Origin of the sequence: Actinomyces oris (assembly GCF_001937665.1) — a bacterium.
GTDB lineage: Bacteria > Actinomycetota > Actinomycetes > Actinomycetales > Actinomycetaceae > Actinomyces > Actinomyces stomatis.
In genome coordinates this window covers 98,491-115,339 of the sequence record NZ_MSKL01000020.1, presented here as the reverse complement: position 1 = coordinate 115,339, position 16,849 = coordinate 98,491, and the positions used below count along the sequence as shown (strand labels likewise).

14 protein-coding genes and 3 tRNA genes are annotated in these 16,849 nt (G+C 70.1%); 7 read left to right on the top strand and 10 right to left on the bottom strand.

Annotation, left to right across the window (positions count from 1 at the left end):
* Positions 1–489: 489 nt before the first annotated feature.
* Both BKH28_RS08335 and BKH28_RS08330 read right to left on the bottom strand, forming a co-directional pair.
* Positions 490–2,103: an amino acid permease gene (locus BKH28_RS08335; RefSeq protein ID WP_143224104.1), complete on the bottom strand. Its 1,614-nt coding sequence runs from the start codon at positions 2,101–2,103 to the stop codon at positions 490–492.
* 114 nt (positions 2,104–2,217) lie between these two features.
* Positions 2,218–3,267, bottom strand: coding sequence for a 4-hydroxy-3-methylbut-2-enyl diphosphate reductase (locus BKH28_RS08330; RefSeq protein ID WP_256695555.1), 1,050 nt, complete (start codon positions 3,265–3,267; stop codon positions 2,218–2,220).
* Positions 3,268–3,329: 62 nt separating this feature from the next.
* Between BKH28_RS08330 and xseA the strand changes: the two genes are divergently transcribed.
* The 3 genes from xseA to BKH28_RS08315 all read left to right on the top strand — a co-directional run bounded on the left by xseA (position 3,330) and on the right by BKH28_RS08315 (position 6,750).
* A complete protein-coding gene (gene xseA, locus BKH28_RS08325; protein WP_075418362.1) occupies positions 3,330–4,691 on the top strand; it encodes an exodeoxyribonuclease VII large subunit in 1,362 nt (453 codons plus the stop codon).
* 193 nt (positions 4,692–4,884) lie between these two features.
* Positions 4,885–5,226: an exodeoxyribonuclease VII small subunit gene (locus BKH28_RS08320; protein ID WP_428978921.1), complete on the top strand. Its 342-nt coding sequence runs from the start codon at positions 4,885–4,887 to the stop codon at positions 5,224–5,226.
* 582 nt (positions 5,227–5,808) lie between these two features.
* The gene (locus BKH28_RS08315; RefSeq protein WP_075418360.1) at positions 5,809–6,750 is read left to right on the top strand and encodes a carbohydrate kinase family protein; all 942 of its coding nucleotides are present in this window, start codon (positions 5,809–5,811) and stop codon (positions 6,748–6,750) included.
* Positions 6,751–6,918: 168 nt separating this feature from the next.
* Here the strand turns inward: BKH28_RS08315 and BKH28_RS08310 are convergent, their stop codons facing one another.
* The 4 genes from BKH28_RS08310 to BKH28_RS08295 form a co-directional block, all read right to left on the bottom strand.
* Entirely contained in the window at positions 6,919–7,965 is a 1,047-nt protein-coding gene (locus BKH28_RS08310; protein ID WP_075418359.1) for an AEC family transporter, read from the bottom strand.
* A gap of 196 nt (positions 7,966–8,161) precedes the next feature.
* On the bottom strand, positions 8,162–9,133 hold the full coding sequence (locus BKH28_RS08305) for an endonuclease/exonuclease/phosphatase family protein (RefSeq protein WP_075418358.1): 972 nt from the start codon (positions 9,131–9,133) through the stop codon (positions 8,162–8,164).
* Positions 9,130–9,600, bottom strand: a complete 471-nt coding sequence (gene msrB, locus BKH28_RS08300) for a peptide-methionine (R)-S-oxide reductase MsrB (RefSeq protein WP_075418357.1) — start codon at positions 9,598–9,600, stop codon at positions 9,130–9,132. Before msrB ends, BKH28_RS08305 begins: the two co-directional genes overlap by 4 nt.
* Positions 9,601–9,700: 100 nt before the next feature.
* The gene (locus tag BKH28_RS08295; RefSeq protein ID WP_075418356.1) at positions 9,701–11,134 is read right to left on the bottom strand and encodes a mechanosensitive ion channel family protein; all 1,434 of its coding nucleotides are present in this window, start codon (positions 11,132–11,134) and stop codon (positions 9,701–9,703) included.
* 167 nt (positions 11,135–11,301) lie between these two features.
* Between BKH28_RS08295 and BKH28_RS08290 the strand changes: the two genes are divergently transcribed.
* On the top strand, positions 11,302–11,631 hold the full coding sequence (locus tag BKH28_RS08290) for a PadR family transcriptional regulator (RefSeq protein WP_075418355.1): 330 nt from the start codon (positions 11,302–11,304) through the stop codon (positions 11,629–11,631).
* Entirely contained in the window at positions 11,631–12,143 is a 513-nt protein-coding gene (locus tag BKH28_RS08285; RefSeq protein ID WP_075418354.1) for a permease prefix domain 1-containing protein, read from the top strand. Before BKH28_RS08290 ends, BKH28_RS08285 begins: the two co-directional genes overlap by 1 nt.
* A gap of 126 nt (positions 12,144–12,269) precedes the next feature.
* On the opposite strand, the gene acs is transcribed toward BKH28_RS08285, so the two are convergent.
* The 4 genes from acs to BKH28_RS08265 form a co-directional block, all read right to left on the bottom strand.
* Positions 12,270–14,198: an acetate--CoA ligase gene (gene acs / locus BKH28_RS08280; protein ID WP_081380095.1), complete on the bottom strand. Its 1,929-nt coding sequence runs from the start codon at positions 14,196–14,198 to the stop codon at positions 12,270–12,272.
* Between the two features lie 277 nt (positions 14,199–14,475).
* A tRNA-Phe gene (locus BKH28_RS08275) sits at positions 14,476–14,548 on the bottom strand.
* A 47-nt stretch (positions 14,549–14,595) separates the two neighbouring features.
* A tRNA-Asp gene (locus BKH28_RS08270) sits at positions 14,596–14,669 on the bottom strand.
* A 38-nt stretch (positions 14,670–14,707) separates the two neighbouring features.
* Positions 14,708–14,780, bottom strand: a tRNA-Glu gene (locus BKH28_RS08265).
* Between the two features lie 168 nt (positions 14,781–14,948).
* Here BKH28_RS08265 and BKH28_RS08260 point away from each other — a divergent pair.
* Entirely contained in the window at positions 14,949–15,389 is a 441-nt protein-coding gene (locus BKH28_RS08260) for a metallopeptidase family protein (protein ID WP_075418353.1), read from the top strand.
* 59 nt (positions 15,390–15,448) lie between these two features.
* The gene (locus tag BKH28_RS08255) at positions 15,449–16,771 is read left to right on the top strand and encodes a glycoside hydrolase family 3 N-terminal domain-containing protein (protein WP_075418352.1); all 1,323 of its coding nucleotides are present in this window, start codon (positions 15,449–15,451) and stop codon (positions 16,769–16,771) included.
* Positions 16,772–16,849 lie beyond the last annotated feature (78 nt).

Genomic DNA, 16,849 nt, shown 5'->3' with positions numbered 1-16,849 from the left:
GGCCCCTCCTTGTTGTCTCATGACTTCTGAGACTTTCGGATGTCATGGCGTCTCAGACACCGGCGCAGCGGGCCAGAGCAGGACCGCCCGCTCGGCCCCAGCGCCAAGGTCCCGCGGCGTCGACCCCACCGGCAGCCCAGTGTCCACAGCGCTGACATCAACGATCCCGCCGTCGAAGCGCTGCGCAAGGATCGTTGGAATTCCGCGGTTCCTCCTTGGCGAGCGGCACCGGTGCAGTCTTGATGTCAGCGCCATGGACACCTGCGAGCAACCAGGCCTCTTCCCTCAGCCCACCGTCGCCTCCAGGAGAACCACCACCCCGAGCGAGTGTCTCAAGACAGCTATTGGCACCAGCAGCTCCACCCCGTGCAGGTTCCAGCACGAGTCGACGTCGGGGCACCGGTCAGATGATCGGTGCCCCGACGTCGGTCATAGGGGTTCAGGGCGTGAGCCCAGCAGACGCACGGCTCAGCGGGGGTCAAGCGGGGCTCAGCGGGGCTCGCGGACGACGGCGCCGGAGACGTCGGCGTCCTCAAGACGCACCATGCGCGATCCGGTCACCAGGCGGTGCCCCAGCCAGATCGCCCCGAAGACCGGCAGGCCGATGTAGGAGGAGAGCACCTCCAGCAGCTGTCCCTTGAAGACCGCCTCGTAGTTCTGCCCCAGGATCACCAGGGCGCACAGTGTGAAGGCCAGGACCGGCCCCAGCGGGAACCAGGGCGCCTGGTAGGGCAGGTCGGCCGGGTCGTTGCCCTGGAGCACGTAGGCGCGCCGGAAACGGAAGTGGCACGCGGCGATCCCCAGCCACACGATGAACCCGCACAGGGCGGAGACGTTGACCAACCACGCGTAGGCGGTGTTCTGCCCCACCACGGCGGTGAGGAAGCCGGCCGCCCCCACCAGCGCCGTCGCCCCCAGGGCCCGCACCGGGACCCCGTGGCGGTTGACGTAGGAGAACCAGGCCGGCGCCTGCCCCTGCAGGGCCATCGAGTGCAGCATGCGGGTCGAGGCGTACAGGCCCGAGTTGCCGGCGCTGAGCACCGCGGTGAGGATGACGGCGTTCATGAGGGCCGCCGCGATCCCGATCCCCGCCCGCTCGAAGACCAGGGTGAAGGGCGAGTAGGCCACGTCCTCGGTCTCGGTGTGCAGCAGCCGGCTGTCGTTGAAGGCGATGAGGAAGCCGATGACCGTGATCGCCCCGATGTAGAAGATCATGATCCGCCAGAACACCGTGTGGATCGCCTTGGGCACGTCCCGGCGCGGATTGCGGGCCTCACCGGCCGCCACCCCCACCAGCTCGGTACCCTGGAAGGAGAACCCGGCCACCATGAACACCGACACGATCGCCAGCATCCCGCCATGGAAGGGCGCATCGTCGACCACCCAGTTGCTGAAGCCCGGGGACTTCCCGCCGATGATGCCGACGATCATCGCCAAACCCGCCACCAGGAAGACGACGACCGTCACCACCTTGATGGCCGACAGCCAGAACTCCCCCTCCCCGAAGGCGCGGGCCGACAGGGCGTTAAGCGTCGTCAACAACGCCAGGAACAGCGCCGCCCAGATCCACGAGGGCACCCCCGGCAGCCAGTAGCCCATGACGATTCCGGCGGCCACCAGCTCGGCCGCCACCGTAATCGCCCAGTTGAACCAGTAGTTCCAGCCCATGGCGAAGCCGAAGGAAGGACTGACGAACCGGGTGGCGTAGGTCTGGAAGGAGCCGGCCACCGGCATGTGCGCCGTCATCTCACCCAGGGACTGCATGAGCAGCAGCACCATGAGGCCGATCGCCGCGTAGGCCACCAGGGCGCCGCCCGGGCCGGCAGTGGAGACCGTCGCCCCCGAGGCCACGAACAGTCCCGTGCCGATGGCGCCGCCAATGGCGATCATCTGCATGTGCCTGCTGGTCAGGCTCCGATGCAGCCCGCCATCCTCCTCCAGAGTCTCATTGGAGACCTGGCCGGAAGCGTCGGAGACCACCTCGCCGACAGGGTCTGCCGAGGTCACAGGGTCAGCACTGTCGGCGCCACCGCTACCGGACCGCCCGCCCGCCCCGGCGGAGGGAGGGCCACTGGGGGCCGACTCGTCATGGGAGTGTGTCACCCAACCGAGGGTAATCGTCGAGCATGCAACCCGGCGTTCACGTTCGGCCTGTCTCCCGCACCCCGGCGTGTGTTGACGCTCACGGTCTCCCGCACGGCCGGGGGAGGCTCAGTCTCAGCAGGTGTGATCGGCGGCCGGCTGGCGACGCGTGTGGGAGGAGGAGGCGCCCCGGGCCGCCATGAGGTCGGCGCGCAGGTTCTTGGGCAGGGAGAAGGAGATCTTCTCCGTGGTGGTGCGCACCTCCTCGACGTCGTCGAACCCGAGCTCGGCCAGGCGCTCAACCACCTCGCGCACCAGGATCTCCGGCACCGAGGCGCCCGAGGTCAGGCCGACCGTCTCAACGCCGTCGAACCAGGACGGGTCGATCTCACTGGCGAAGTCCACCCGGTGGGCGGCGCCCGCACCGGTCTCGAGGGCCACCTCCTTGAGGCGCACCGAGTTCGAGGAGTTGCCGGAGCCGACCACGATCATGAGGTCCACTTTCGGGGCGATCTGCTTGACCGCGGCCTGACGGTTCTGGGTGGCGTAGCAGATGTCCTCACCGGGAGGGTCGATCATCTCCGGGAAGCGCTCGCGCAGCAGGCGCACCGTCTCCAGGGTCTCATCGACGCTCAGGGTGGTCTGGCTGATCCACACGACCTTGGAGGGGTCGCGCACCTCGATCTGGTCCACCTCATGGGGGCCGTTGACGACCTGGATGTGGTCGGGGGCCTCGCCCTGAGTGCCCTCGACCTCCTCGTGGCCGGTGTGGCCCACGAGGATGATGTCGTAGTCCTTGTCCGCGAAACGCACCGCCTGCTTGTGCACCTTGGTCACCAGCGGGCAGGTCGCATCGATCGTGTCCAGCTGGCGCTCGGCGGCCTCGGCGTGGACGGCCGGGGAGACGCCGTGGGCGGAGAAGACGACGCGGGCACCCACCGGCACCTCGTCGGTCTCGGAGACGAAGATGGCGCCGCGCTTCGAGAGGGCCTCCACGACGTACTTGTTGTGGACGATCTCCTTGCGCACGTAGATCGGCGCCCCGTAGTGGGCCAGGGCCTGCTCGACGGCGTCGACGGCGCGGTCCACGCCGGCGCAGTAGCCGCGCGGGGCGGCCATGAGGATCCGCTTGCCGCCCTTGGGAGAGGGGGAAGCGGCGTCGGTGTGCTCACTGGCGAGCTCGATGGTCGTCACGGTCACCACTGTGCCACAGCAGGACCCAGGTCCCCAGTGGTGGACGTGGCACAGTGGTGCATGTGACAGGCCAGAGCCCCTCCCAGCCCAGCCCGCAGCCCTCCCCCGGCGCCGGCCCGATGTCCGGCCCCGACGCGGACGGCGGCCCCCGGGAGCTGGCGCCGCGAGCGAACCTCACCACCGCGGAGAACCCGTGGCCGCTGCGACTGCTGTCCTCCAAGATCGACCAGTACGTCGCCCGCATGAGCCAGGTGTGGGTGGAGGGGCAGGTCATCCAGCTCAACCGCCGCCCCGGCGCCGGCATGGCCTTCCTCACCCTGCGGGACACGGACGCCGACGTCTCCATGTCGGTGTCCATCTACGCCAAGGTCCTCGACGCCGTCCTGGCGCGCACCGGCGCCGAGCTGAGCGAGGGCGCCCGCGTGGTGGTCCGCGCCAAGCCCACCTTCTGGACCAAGCGGGGCTCTCTCCAGCTGCAGGCCGACGACATCCGGCCCGTCGGCGTCGGCGACCTGCTGGCCCGCATCGAGCAGCTGCGCCGTATCCTGGCCGCCGAGGGCCTGTTCGACGCCGAGCGCAAGCGGCCCCTGCCCTTCCTGCCGCGCAAGGTGGGCCTCGTGTGCGGCCGCCAGGCCAAGGCCAAGGACGACGTGATGGTCAACGCCCGCCTGCGCTGGCCCGGCCTGCCCTTCGAGGTGCGGGAGGTCGCCGTCCAGGGGGCGCGCGCCGTCGGCGAGGTCACCCGGGCCATCCAGGAGCTCGACGCCGATGCGCAGATCGACGTCATCGTCGTGGCCCGCGGGGGCGGCGCCGTCGAGGACCTGCTGCCCTTCTCCGACGAGGGGCTCGTGCGCGCCGCGGCCGCCTGCCGCACGCCGCTGGTCTCCGCGATCGGCCACGAGACCGACTGTCCTCTGCTGGACCTGGTGGCCGACTACCGGGCCTCCACCCCCACAGACGCCGCCCGTCGGATCGTCCCGGACCTCACCCAGGAGACCGTGGGCCTGGACTCGGCCCGCGAGCGCCTGCGCAGCGTGCTCGCCTCGCGGCTGGACGCCGAGCAGGCGGCCCTGGACCAGCTGCGGGCCCGGCCGGTCATGGCCGACCCCACCTCGATCGTGCGTGACCGGGTCATCGAGCTGGGCCAGGCCCGCGACAGGATGCGCCGGGCCGTGGGGCACCGGCTGTCGCTGGCGGCCGCGGACCTGCGCGCCGACCACGCCCGTCTGACGGCCCTGTCACCGCAGGGCGTCCTGGATCGCGGCTACACGATCCTGCGCACCCCCGGCGGCAAGGTCATCACCAGCGCCGAGGACGTCAAAAAGGGTGATCTCATCGAGGGTGTCCTGGCTCAGGGGCGGCTCGTCGCCCAGGTCGTCGGCGCCACCAAGCCCCGGCCCGCCAACATCGACTGAGCAGCGACTGGGCACCGGCAACGCCTCTGGGAGCGCGCCCGCTCGTGGCCTCGCAGGACCTCGCCAAGCCCCCAGGACGCACCGTAGAGCCTGCGGATGGCACCCCAGGGGTCAGTCGTCGAGACCTAGGGCGCGTCCTCGCGATGTGGGCGACCCGCCCCTCCCGTGGCGGCGCCCGTGCGAGAATCGGGGCGTGAGCTCCGAGATGAACCCCGGCCCATACTCCGACCAGTACCCAGACGAGTACTCACCCCAGAACAGCCCCTACTCGGCATCCTCAGGATCTTCGGGGTCTTCAGCGTCGTCGGCCCCCTCCGCAGGCGGTGCCAATGAGGACGTGGCCTCGCTCAGCTATGAGCGGGCCCGCGAGGAGCTGGTGGCCGTCGTGCAGCGCCTCGAAGCGGGATCCGTCCCCCTGGAGGACTCCCTGGCCCTGTGGGAGCGCGGCGAGGCCCTGGCCCAGCGCTGTCAGACCTGGCTCGACGAGGCCCGCTCCCGCCTGGCCGCGGTCGCGCAGGAGGACTCCGCGGACTGACAGGGCATGACCCGCCCGGATCGGCGGCTCCAGGCCGCGCTCATGCCCACCTGCGCGGCGAATCGACCGTCTTGGCGACGTTGCCATTGACCCGGGAGTCGCGCTCGTGCCCGCCTGAGCGACGAATCGACCGGGGCTCCATCTGGCAGCGGTGCACCCATCGAGCGCCACCGGCATCCTGAGCACGAGCCCGAAAGGAGCCATGGATGTCCAAATCGGTGACAAAGGCTCGGCCCGCTCTCATCCTGACGAAATACAACCGCATGATTCCAAGGTTTTCGTTCATACGGCCTGCGCGCCGGAAGGCCTTTGTCACCGATTTGGACATTTCTGGGCGAGACGGGCCCTGAGGGCGGCGCCTGATCGGTAGTCTGTGGGCACTCGCCCTCCGTCCCCGCGCACCGACTAGCGCGTCGGCCATTCACGGGCAGTGTCGTGCTGCCACGTTCCTCATCCGCCAGAGTCTCCTCACCGACCCGCTCCGCTTCTCCCCGCCCGCCACTCCGGTCAGTCCTCCGTCCCTCCCACGTCTCATCTCAGCTCACCGCCACTGGACCCCGGTCCCGCACGAAGGAGTCACCCATGACCGCACCCGGCCGCTCAGGATCCGCCCTCGTCATCGGCGAGGCCCTGGTTGACGTCGTCATCCACCCCGGGCAGGAGCCCGTGGACATCCCCGGCGGTTCGCCCGCCAACGTCGCCCTGGGGCTGGCGCGCCTGGGCCGTGACGCCGAGCTGCACTGCTGGATCGGCACCGATGAGCGCGGTCAGGCCGTGCGCTCCCACCTGGAGGCCTCCGGGGTCCGTCTGGCTCCGGGTGCCGACGGCGCGGCGCGCACCTCCACGGCACAGGCCACCATCGGTGAGGACCGCGCCGCCACCTACGTCTTCGACCTGGACTGGAACCCGCCGCGCCCGGCCCTGACTGACGGGCAGGCTCCACTGCTGGTGCACACCGGCTCGATCGCAGCGATCCTGGCTCCCGGTGCCGCCACCGTGGAGCAGGTGCTGCGCGAGACCCGCACCACCTCCACCATCGCCTACGACCCCAACGCCCGACCCCAGCTCATGGGTGAGCCCGAGGACGCCCGCCAGGTCGTCGAGCGCCTGGTGGGCCTGTCCGACCTGGTCAAGTGCTCGGACGAGGACATCACCTGGCTCTACGGCCAGGACGCGGATCTGGAGACGGTGCTGTGCTCCTGGCTGGAGAAGGGCGCGGCCATCGTGGTCGTCACGCGCGGCAAGAAGGGGGCCCTGGCCCTGTCCGCCTCCGGAGTGCGTCTGGAGGTGCCCGCCGACCCGAGCGTCGTGGTGGCGGACACGGTGGGTGCCGGCGACTCCTTCATGGGAGGCCTGGAGGACGCCCTGTGGAGCGAGGACCTCGTGGGCGCGGACCGGCGCGAGGCGCTGCGCGCGGTGGATGCCGAGACCCTGGAGCGGATCGTGCGCCACGCCGCGGCCATCGCCGACATCACGGTCTCGCGGGCCGGGGCCAACCCTCCCACGCGCGACGAGCTGCCCTGAGACGCTTCGACGGCGATGACAGGCCCCGGCGCGACGAGTTCGTAGGTCAGCCCCTCGCGTTCGTACCCTTACCCCTCGAACAGGCGGCATGAGGTACGACCGTGTCAGGGCGGAGGCAGGGGCCGCGCTGACGACGCAGCCGGGCAGTACGACCGCGTCAGGGCGGGCTCAGCGCAGGATCGCGGCGGCCAGCAGGATCACGGGGACGAATCCCGCAGTCGTCAGCAGGACGGCGTCGCGGGCCAGGTCCTTGGCCGCCCCGTAGCGCGAGGCGTACATGAAGACGTTCTGCGCCGTGGGCAGGGCGGCGGTGACGACCGGGACGAGCAGCTGCGCACCGCGGAGTCCCGCCGCCAGTCCGACGACGACGGCCAGCCCCGGCATGACGGCGAGCTTCCAGCCCACGGCCAGCCACAGGCCACTGCGCCGGACCGCACCGCGATGAGACATCGACGCCGCCGCCTGGGACTCCTGATCCTGCCGGGCTGACTGGACCGACCGGACCGGTGAGCCCTGCGGGGACGGGGCGGGCTCCTCCGGCGCGGGCTTCTTCAGGGGCCGGGGTGCCCCGGCCAGGCTCATGCCCAGGGCCAGCATCATGAGCGGCACCGCGACGCGCCCGAGCATCTCCAGGCCCTGAGACGGGTAGCCGCCGGCCCACTCCTTCAGGTTCAGCCCGCGCAGGTTCGCCGCGGTCCCGGCCACGACGCCCCACAGCAGCGGGTTGCGCAGCGGGAGGGTCAAGGTCGCCAGGCGAGACGGGTTGCCGCGGCGGGTGACGGCGTCGAGCACGGTGAAGGTGACAGGGGTGAGCACGAGGAGCTGGAGCAGGAGGATCGGGGCGATGGTGGCCGCGTCCCCCAGGACGAGGACGGCCACCGGGATCCCCAGGTTCGCGGCGTTGACGTAGCCGGAGGCGAGCGCACCGATGGTGGCCTCGGCGGTGGGGCGGCGCAGCACGAGGCGGTGGAGGCACCAGGCCGAGATGATGGCCCCGAGCTCGGCGGCCACGGCCACGGCGGTGGCCCGGGAGAGAACCGCCGTCAGGTCGGCGCGGCTCAGCGTGGTCACGAGCAGGGCCGGGGTGGCGGCGAAGAAGCAGACGCGGGTGAGGACCCCGTCGGCGTCGGCCGGCACGGCCCGGCTGCGCACCAGCAACCATCCGACAGCGATGACCACGCCGAAGACGGCCAGTCCCGCCACCACATCGGTCATGGCCTCCCCCTCTCATCGGCCGCTTCGACGGCGATGATAGGCCCCGGCGCGACGAGTTCGTAGGTCAGCCCCCGCGTTCGTCCCCTCACCCCTCAACGGGCCACAAGGTACGACCGCCTCAGGGCGGCGACGGGGCCGGAGCCGGGAGTACGACCGCGTGCGGGCTCAGCGCAGGATCGCGGGCCGGGGGCGCCCGTTAGGCGACCGGTTCGAGGTCCACCCAGGTGCCGACGTGGTCGGAGATGATGAAGGAGGTCGTGCCCCAGTCCACGGCGCGCAGCAGCGGGCTCCCACCTGCGGCGGCCGCCTCATTGGTCAGGGGCAGGCCGTCGGGGCCGGTGGGCCACAGGTCGGTCAGAACGTGGTCAATGCGCCGATTGGGGCCGGCTGCCGGGAAGGTGAGCCCCTCCCCCACGGTCCTCCCCAGCCCCAGGACGTCGACCTGCTCGGCGGAGAGGTTGTAGTCGCCCACGAGCAGGTGCGGCCCGGGCAGTCCGGCGAGCGCCCCCCAGGCGGCGGCGAGCTGGCGCGCCGCCATGGACTGGCGGGTGGCCAGGTGGGTGGAGGCGACCGACAGCTGGCGGACCGGCCCGCCGGCGCTTTCGGGCACCTCGAGGGTGGCGGCCACCATGATGCGCTGGGATGCGGTGGACACGTGGTAGGAGCGCGGGTCCCAGGCCCGCTCGCCGCGCTTCTCCACGCTGGAGGCCCCGCGCCCCAGGCGCTTGACGTGCCAGCCGGAGACCGGGAAGCGGGAGAGGAGGGCGTTGCCGTAGCCGATCGGTCCGGACCCGACGGCGGCGCGCAGCAGCCCGAGGACGTCGTCGGTCGGCGAGCTCAGCGCGGTGCGCAGGGGCCGACGGCGAAGTCCCACCACCGGCCCGGCATAGCTGGCGGAGAAGCGGCAGGTCGGCATGCCCAGCTCCTCGGCCAGGAAGGCCGCCTGGTGAAGGCGCCCAGAACGGGCCTGGCCCAGGTCAACCTCCTGGAGGGCGACGATGTCAGGGGCCAGCTCGGCGATCTGCTCGGCCGTGGCCCGCATGACGGCACGGGCGGTGGCGGGGTCGGAGATGTCGGCGCCGGCCAGCGAGCCGGTGGAGGCGCTGCCGTCCCCGGCCCCGGCGCCGGGCAGACCGTGCTGAAGATTGAGGCTCAGGACCCGGATCATGCTTGCTCCTCCTCGAAGGTCAGGCTCACGGAGTTCATACAGTAGCGCTGGCCGGTGGGGGTCTGGGGGGCGTCGTCGAAGACGTGTCCCAGGTGGCTGTCGCAGGTGGCGCAGCGGACCTCGGTGCGCACCATGCCGTGGGAGGTGTCGGTGCTCAGGGTGACCGCCTCGGACTCGGAGGGGTCGTAGAAGGAGGGCCAGCCGCAGTGGGAGTCGAACTTGGTGGTGGAGCGGAACAGCTCGGCGCCGCAGCCGCGGCACCGGTAGACGCCCTCGCGGCGCTCGTCGAGCAGGGCCCCGGTGAAGGGCCGCTCGGTGCCGGCCTCGCGCAGCACGTGGTACTCCATGGGGCTCAAGGCGGCGCGCCACTGGGCGTCGGTGCGCGCGGCGGCCTCCAGGTCGATGGCCGGGTCGGAGGGCGCGGAGGCGGGCGTCACGGAGGGGTCGCCGCTCATGTCGGTACTCATGGGCTCATCGTCACCCGCCCGACGGCGCCGGGCGACCTGCGTTCACGCATCGAAAACTCACCCATCCGCTCGGGCGCCGGCCACATAGCGGCTGCCCGGCTCACCTGGGGCCCAGTCCCCCGCGCCGGGCGCGGTGCAGCAGGGAGCGGCCCATGGCCCGCCCCAGGGTGACGGCCCGCCGGGCCCCCAGCCCGTGGGCGGCGCTCTCACCCTCGGCCTCCGTGGTCACGGCGGCATCGTCTCCGCTCCGCGTGGTGGTTCTGGATACCTCATCCTTCTGCTTGGCGACGATCTCCTCGGCCGCGCGGGCCACCTCCTCGGGGCCGAGGTCCTGGGTGAGCTCGACCTGCTCGACCTCCACTCGCGTGCGCGGCAGCGCGTAGGGGGCCTCCCGCTGGAGCCAGGTGACCAGCTCCTCACGCACGTGGGACTTGAGGGTGCCGACATCGCCGGGGTTGTCCCCGGTCAGGACGACCTGCACCGTGACGTGGCCGCCGACGGCGTCGGAGACCTCGAGTGAGGCCTGGCGCCCGTCCCAGACGGTGGAGGCGGCCACGAGGCGGGCCAGCTCGGCGCGCAGCGAGGCGATGGGCACGCGCCAGTCCAGATCGAGGGTGAAGGAGCCGGTGGCCTGGGAGCCTCCGCGCGTCCAGTTGGCGAAGGGGTTCTCGGTGAAGTGGGTCGAGGGCAGGATGAGGCGCCGGTCGTCCCAGGTGCGCATGACCACGTAGGTCAGGGTGATCTCCTCGATGGTGCCCTGCTCCTTGTCGACGACGACGATGTCGTCCACGCGGATGGCGTCGGTGGTGGCCAGCTGGAGGCCGGCGAAGACGTTGCCGAGCATGGAGCGGGCGGCCATACCGGCGATGACGGAGGCCAGACCGGCCGAGGCGAGCAGCGACCCCATGGCGAACTGGACGCTGGGGAAGGTCATGATGGCACTGACGAGCCCGGCGATGACGATGATCACCTGGGTGACGCGCCGGATGATCTGACTCTGGGTGGTCACCCGGTTGGCGTGCCCCTGGTTACCGCCGGCCTGCGCCCCCTTGACGACGGTGGACTCGATGGCCTTGACGAAGGCGACGACGAGCCAGGTCACCGCGAAGATGAGGGCGATGGTGACCCCGCGTTCGATGACGACCATCGTCGTGGAGTCGCTCTTGGCGTGCCGCAGTCCGGTCAGAGCGAGCTGGGAGCCCAGGAAGGCCCCGGTCATGGCGCCGACGGCGAAGGCGGGTCGGCGCCCGAACTCCACGATCTCGCGGTACAGGAGGCGGCGCCTGCCCATGAATCTGAGGATCGCCACTACCACGAAGGCGACGACCAGGCCGATGAGGGCCCCCAGCCCGGCCTGCCAGGCGATGGTGACCAGGTCGTTCGTCGTCTTGGTCACCACTTTGACGGTCTCGTCCACGTTGACCTGTGGCACACCCGTGGGAGCGGTGGTGGGCGTGGGAGTCGGGGTGGCTGAAGGATTCGCGCTGGGATCTGCGCCGGGGGTCGCGGGAGCGGTGGTGGCTGCGACGAGCATGGGACCACCTTAAGCAGCCAGGCTGTACCTGGGCTGTGACACATGGCCTGGACCGACGGCCGGAGCATCCTCCAACTTCCACTTGACGTACTACGTGTGCCGTAGTACGTTAGATGCATAAGGACCTCAGGGCACCTTCACCACGAACCTCAGGAAGGAGGGTTCACATGATCAGCGCAGACGCCATTCGCGGCTACATCGACCTCATCGTCCTGTCCCTGCTCAAGCGGCAGCCGTCCTACGCCTACGACCTGGCCAAGACCATCACCGAGGTCTCCGACGGCGAGTACACCATCAAGCAGACCACCCTCTACACCGCCCTCAAGCGCCTGGAGTCCACCGGCCTGGCGGCCTCCTACGCCGGGGTATCCGACTCCGGCAAGTCCCGCACCTACTACCGCCTCACCTCCGAAGGCACCGCCCACCTGACCGCCAAGGTCTCCGAGTGGGAGGACACCAAGACCCTCATCGACCGCTTCGCGAAAGGAGCCCACTGATGGACACCATCGAGACCTTCCTCGACAACATGTTCGCCCCCTACCCGACCACGCCGCGCCTGACCGAGGCCCGCGCCGAGCTGCGCGCCATGATGGAGGACGCCTACAACGACGCCATCGCCCAGGGCAAGACCCACAACGAGGCGGTCGGGCAGGTCATCACCGACTTCGGCAACCTTCACGAGCTGGCCCCGGTCCTGGGCATCGCTCAGGACATCCAGCCCGGAGGCTACCCGCAGGCGGCTCCCGCCGGCGCCCCGACGACGTCCGAGCCCAGCCGGCCCGCCGGCCCCGCACCTGCCGGCCAGCAGGCCTCCGGGTGGGGCGATCAGGACGACGACCCCTTCACCAACCTCGTCGCCGGAATCTACTGGCCGGCCACGGTGGTCATCTACCTGCTGTGGAGCTTCATCTTCGACGCCTGGGACATCTCCTGGATCATCTGGCCGGTCGCCGCCGTCGCCTTCGCCATCTTCGCCACCGTGCGCAACTACCGGCGCAGTCGCCAGTGAGTCCTTCCACCCCGGCCCAGGACTCCCTCAGTCATGAGCGAAGGGCCCGGAACCTGGTGGGTTCCGGGCCCTTCGCAGCGGCTCCGACCGCACCCTTGATCCGGGGCCTGGCCTGAGCCGAGGAGCTCACTCCTCGGCGAGGGTGGACAGGTCGCCCTCATCCTGGCCCAGTGCCCGGGCCCGCAGCACCCGGCGCAGGATCTTGCCCGAGCGGGTCTTGGGCAGCGACTCGAGGAAGACGAAGGACTCCGGCTTGGCGATCGGCGACAGAGTCGCCGCCACGTGCTGACGCAGCTCGGCCTCGAGCTCACGCGAAGGCTCGACCCCGGTGGCCAGGACGACGGCGACATGGACGGAGTGGCCCTTGACCTCGTGGGGCAGGCCGACGGCGGCGGCCTCGGTCACCGCGGAGTGGGAGACGAGCGCCGACTCGACCTCGGCCGTGCCCAGGCGGTGGCCGGAGACCTTGATGACGTCATCGGTGCGCCCGATGATCCAGAACCAGCCGTCAGCGTCGCGCTTGGCCGAGTCCCCGGTCAGATACAGGCCCGGGTACTTGGTCCAGTAGGTGTCCACGTAGCGCTGCGGGTCACGGAAGAGAGTGCGCATCATCGAGGGCCAGGGCCGCTTGAGGACGAGGTTCCCCTCGACGCCGTCAGGGACCTCCCGGCCCTCATCGTCAACGACGGCCGCCTCCTGGCCGAACACCGGCCGGCCGGCCGCGCCGGGCTTCTGAGGCATGGAGGGCACCGTCGTGATCTGGAACATGCCGGTCTCGGTCTGCCACCAGGTGTCGATGATCGGGCAGCGGTCGGCGCCCACGACGTGGTGGAACCAGCGCCACGCCTCGGGGTTGAGGGGCTCGCCGACGCTGCCCAGCAGCCGCAGGCTGGACAGGTCGTGACGCCGCACCCATGCCTCGCCGAAACGCATGAGTGTGCGGATGGCCGTGGGGGCGGTGTAGAAGGCGTTGATGCCGTAACGCTCGATGAGGTTCCACCAGCGGTCCGGGTAGGGGTAGGTCGGGTTTCCCTCGTACATGAAGACGGTGGCGCCGTTGAGCAGCGGACCGTAGACGAGGTAGCTGTGGCCGGTGATCCAGCCCGGGTCCGAGGTACACCACCAACGGTCGGCGTCATGGACATCGAAGCAGTCGTGGAGGGTGACATAGGTGCCCACCTGGTAGCCGCCATGGGAGTGCAGGATCGCCTTGGGCTTGCCGGTGGACCCGGAGGTGTAGAGGATGAACAGGGGGTCCTCGGCGTCGACCTGCACGGTCTCACAGCGGCCCTGGGCAATCGGGAGCTTGCACAGCTCGTGGTACCAGTGGTCGCGGATGGGGTCCATGACGGCCTCGGTGCCGGTGTTGCGCACGACGATGACGTTCTGGACGGTGGGCGAGAAGCGCACCGCGTCGTCGACGATCTTCTTCATGGGGAAGACCTTGCCGTTGATCCACGAGCCGTCGGCAGTGATGACGACCTTGGACTCCGAGTTATCGATGCGCGCGCTCAGGGCGTCGGAGGAGTAGCCGGCGAAGACCACCGAGTGGATGGCCCCGAGCTTGGCGCAGGCGAGCATGGCGAAGAAGACCTCGGGGATGCGGGGCAGGTAGATCGTCACAACATCGCCCTTGTGCACACCCATGGCCTTGAGGACGTTGGCCATCCTCTCGACCTCCCGACCCAGGTCGAAGTAGGAGAAGGTACGCACCTGCTCGACGTCCTCACCCACCCAGATGAGGGCGAGCTTGTTGCGGTGGGAGTTGGTCAGGTGCCGGTCGACGGCGTTGGAGACGATGTTCGTCCTAGCACCGACGAACCAGCGGTAGAAAGGGGCCCCGGACTCGTCGAGCACCGTGTCCCAGCGCCTGGACCACTCCAGCTCGCCGGCGCGCTCGGCCCAGTAGCCCTCCAGATCCGCGGCGGCCCGCTCCTCCAGAGCGCGCCAGTCGCCGACCCAGGCGTTGGCGACGACCTCGGGGTCGGGATGGATGGTCTGCTCCGGCTCCTCCATCGGCTCACCCGGGGGTTGAGTCACGGTCCTTGAGATCATGGCGTCCTCCTTGTGCAGTATGAATATGGCGCCGTCACGCGGCGAGGGGCGTCCGGTGGCGTGCGGGCCGTGTGGAGTACGGAGCTCTCGGCACTCACGAACGTGGCGTCGCACACATGTGGGCAGCCATCATCCATCATGAAGGCCCGCTTGGCCACCGAAACGGCGAAGGGAACCCGCGGGCGTCACACAGAAGGGGCCTGGCGCGCTCGGTCCCGGGCGGAGCACGCAGACAGAGCGAAGGCCCGGAACCTTGTGGGTTCCGGGCCTTTCGCAGTGGCTCCGACCGGCGTCGATCCGGTGACCTTTCGATTTTCAGTCGAACGCTCTACCAACTGAGCTACAGAGCCTTGGGATGGAAGCGGTCCGACCATTTCTGATCGGACCGACCTTTCCGCGACCTCGACGGGACTTGAACCCGCGACCTCCGCCGTGACAGGGCGGCGCGCTAACCAACTGCGCCACGAGGCCAGTGTGAATTCACTGTGTTATTCACTTGTGCGAATCCGTACCCCCAACGGGATTCGAACCCGTGCTACCGCCGTGAAAGGGCGGGGTCCTAGGCCGCTAGACGATGGGGGCCAGGGGCCTTCGACGTCGTCGCGCCTCGAACCGGGATGAACACTAAGGGGACAGTCTTCCGCAGCGCAAATCCCAGGAGCGTGACCCTCCTCACCGCTCGGTTTTCGGCGGGATTGCGGCCCGCGAGGACTGACGAGCCGGAGCCTGACGGTCTGGCAGGCTGATCCCGTGAGCCATGAGCACCAGCAGGAGGCGGACCAGCCCCGCCGGCCCCGGGAACAGCCCTTCGGGAGGATGTCGCAGCAGGAGTTCGAGGACGTCGTCGGCGACGCCCTCGACAGGATCCCCGCGGACCTGGCCGAGGCGATCGACAACGTCGTCGTTCTCATCCAGGACGAGCCCGATCCGGAGATGCTCACCGAGGAGGACTATGACGACTCCGGCCTGCCCACGCTCCTGGGGCTGTACGACGGCGTCCCCCTCACCGAGCGCGACGATGGCTGGTCCATGGTACTGCCCGACCGCATCCTCATCTTCCGTGGGCCACTGGAGCGCTGGTGCACGAGCCGCGAGGAGCTGGAGGAGGAGATCACAGTGACGGTCATCCATGAGGTGGCCCACCACTTCGGCATCCCCGACGAGCGCCTCCACGAGCTGGGTTGGGAGTAGCCGCCGGGAACCGGCCGTAAGAGTCATTACCTCGCAAGCACCCAGGGACCTGCCTTAGTGTGGCCGGCATGAACGACCGTCATCGGCCTGAGACTCCGGACGCCGGGAAGCCTCCCACCCCCGACGCCCCCGGCGAGTCCCCGCAGAACCACGTGAGCCGACGGCCAGTACTCCTCGCGGCCCTCCTGGGCGCCGGCTCCCTGGCCGGATGCTCGCTGATCCCCGGCTCCTCGTCGGCCGGCGGCTCCTCCCCCAGCGCGCAGCCCAAGACCCCGGCGCCCGCATCACCCAGCGCCGTCCCCTCGCCCACCGCGAGCACGACGGCGTCGGCCACCGCGACGGCCACCGACGGAGCGCTGGCGGGCTGGAGCCTGGAGGAGAAGGTCGGTCAGCTCATGATGGTCGGCGTGGACGCCACCTCCCCCAAGGACTCCTCCACCGAGGCCATCGACACCCACCATGTCGGCAATATCTTCATTGCCGGCCGCACCACGGCGGGCAGCCAGGCGACCCAGAAGGTCATCGCCTCGTTCACCGGCAAGGTCGGCCCGGGCACGACCCACAACACTCCGATGCTCGTGTCCACCGACCAGGAGGGCGGCGAGGTCCAGGTCCTGTCCGGATCGGGCTTCTCCGAGATCCCCTCGGCGATGGATCAGTCGGCCCAGTCGCGCGATCAGCTGGTGGCCGCGGCGCGCACCTGGGGCAAGGAGCTGGCCGATGTCGGCGTCAACATGAACCTGGCCCCGGTGGTCGACCTGGTCGACATCGACCGACCGACCACCAACGAACCCATTGGCCACTGGGGCCGCGAGTACGGCCACGACGCCGCCACCGTCTCCTCCCAGGCCGGCGCCTTCGCCGAGGGGATGCAGGCATCGAAGGTCATCCCCACCTACAAGCACTTCCCGGGTCTGGGGCGGGTGACGGCCAACACGGACACCTCCGCGGGCGTCGTCGACCGCACCACGAGCCGCAACTCCGACGCCGCGGTCGGCGTCTTCGCCAGCGCCATCGCCGCCGGCGCGCAGGTCATCATGGTCTCCTCGGCCACGTACACGCTCATGGATCCCTCGGCGCCGGCGGTGTTCTCCTCGAAGATCGTCACCGACATGCTGCGTAAGGAGATGGGCTTCTCCGGGGTGGTCATCACCGACGACGTCTCGGCCGCCGTCCAGGTCCAGGACGTGGCCGCGGGCGATCGGGCCGTGCAGGCGATCCGGGCCGGCTGCGACATCGTGCTGGCCTCGGCGGACCCGACGGTGGTCGCGGACATGGTCAAGGCCCTCATTGCCGCCGCCCAGTCCGACCCGGCCTTCGCGGCACGGGTCGACGAGTCGGCCACGCGAGTGCTGGCCCTCAAGAGCGGCCTCCAGTCCTGAGTCGCGCCGAAAGCGCATCGGCCCTCCTGAGCCAGTGGCTCAGGAGGGCCGATCGCGTTCTCAGGCGAGCCGGCTCAA

What these genes read in the sequence shown, in the direction of transcription:
- BKH28_RS08315 (WP_075418360.1), top strand. Translation starts at nt 5,809, where the DNA reads ATGACCGCACCCGGCCGCTCAGGATCCGCCCTCGTCATCGGCGAGGCC.
- BKH28_RS08310 (WP_075418359.1), bottom strand. Translation starts at nt 7,965, where the DNA reads ATGACCGATGTGGTGGCGGGACTGGCCGTCTTCGGCGTGGTCATCGCT.
- BKH28_RS08305 (WP_075418358.1), bottom strand. Translation starts at nt 9,133, where the DNA reads ATGATCCGGGTCCTGAGCCTCAATCTTCAGCACGGTCTGCCCGGCGCC.
- msrB (WP_075418357.1), bottom strand. Translation starts at nt 9,600, where the DNA reads ATGAGTACCGACATGAGCGGCGACCCCTCCGTGACGCCCGCCTCCGCG.
- BKH28_RS08295 (WP_075418356.1), bottom strand. Translation starts at nt 11,134, where the DNA reads ATGCTCGTCGCAGCCACCACCGCTCCCGCGACCCCCGGCGCAGATCCC.
- BKH28_RS08290 (WP_075418355.1), top strand. Translation starts at nt 11,302, where the DNA reads ATGATCAGCGCAGACGCCATTCGCGGCTACATCGACCTCATCGTCCTG.
- BKH28_RS08285 (WP_075418354.1), top strand. Translation starts at nt 11,631, where the DNA reads ATGGACACCATCGAGACCTTCCTCGACAACATGTTCGCCCCCTACCCG.
- acs (WP_081380095.1), bottom strand. Translation starts at nt 14,198, where the DNA reads ATGATCTCAAGGACCGTGACTCAACCCCCGGGTGAGCCGATGGAGGAG.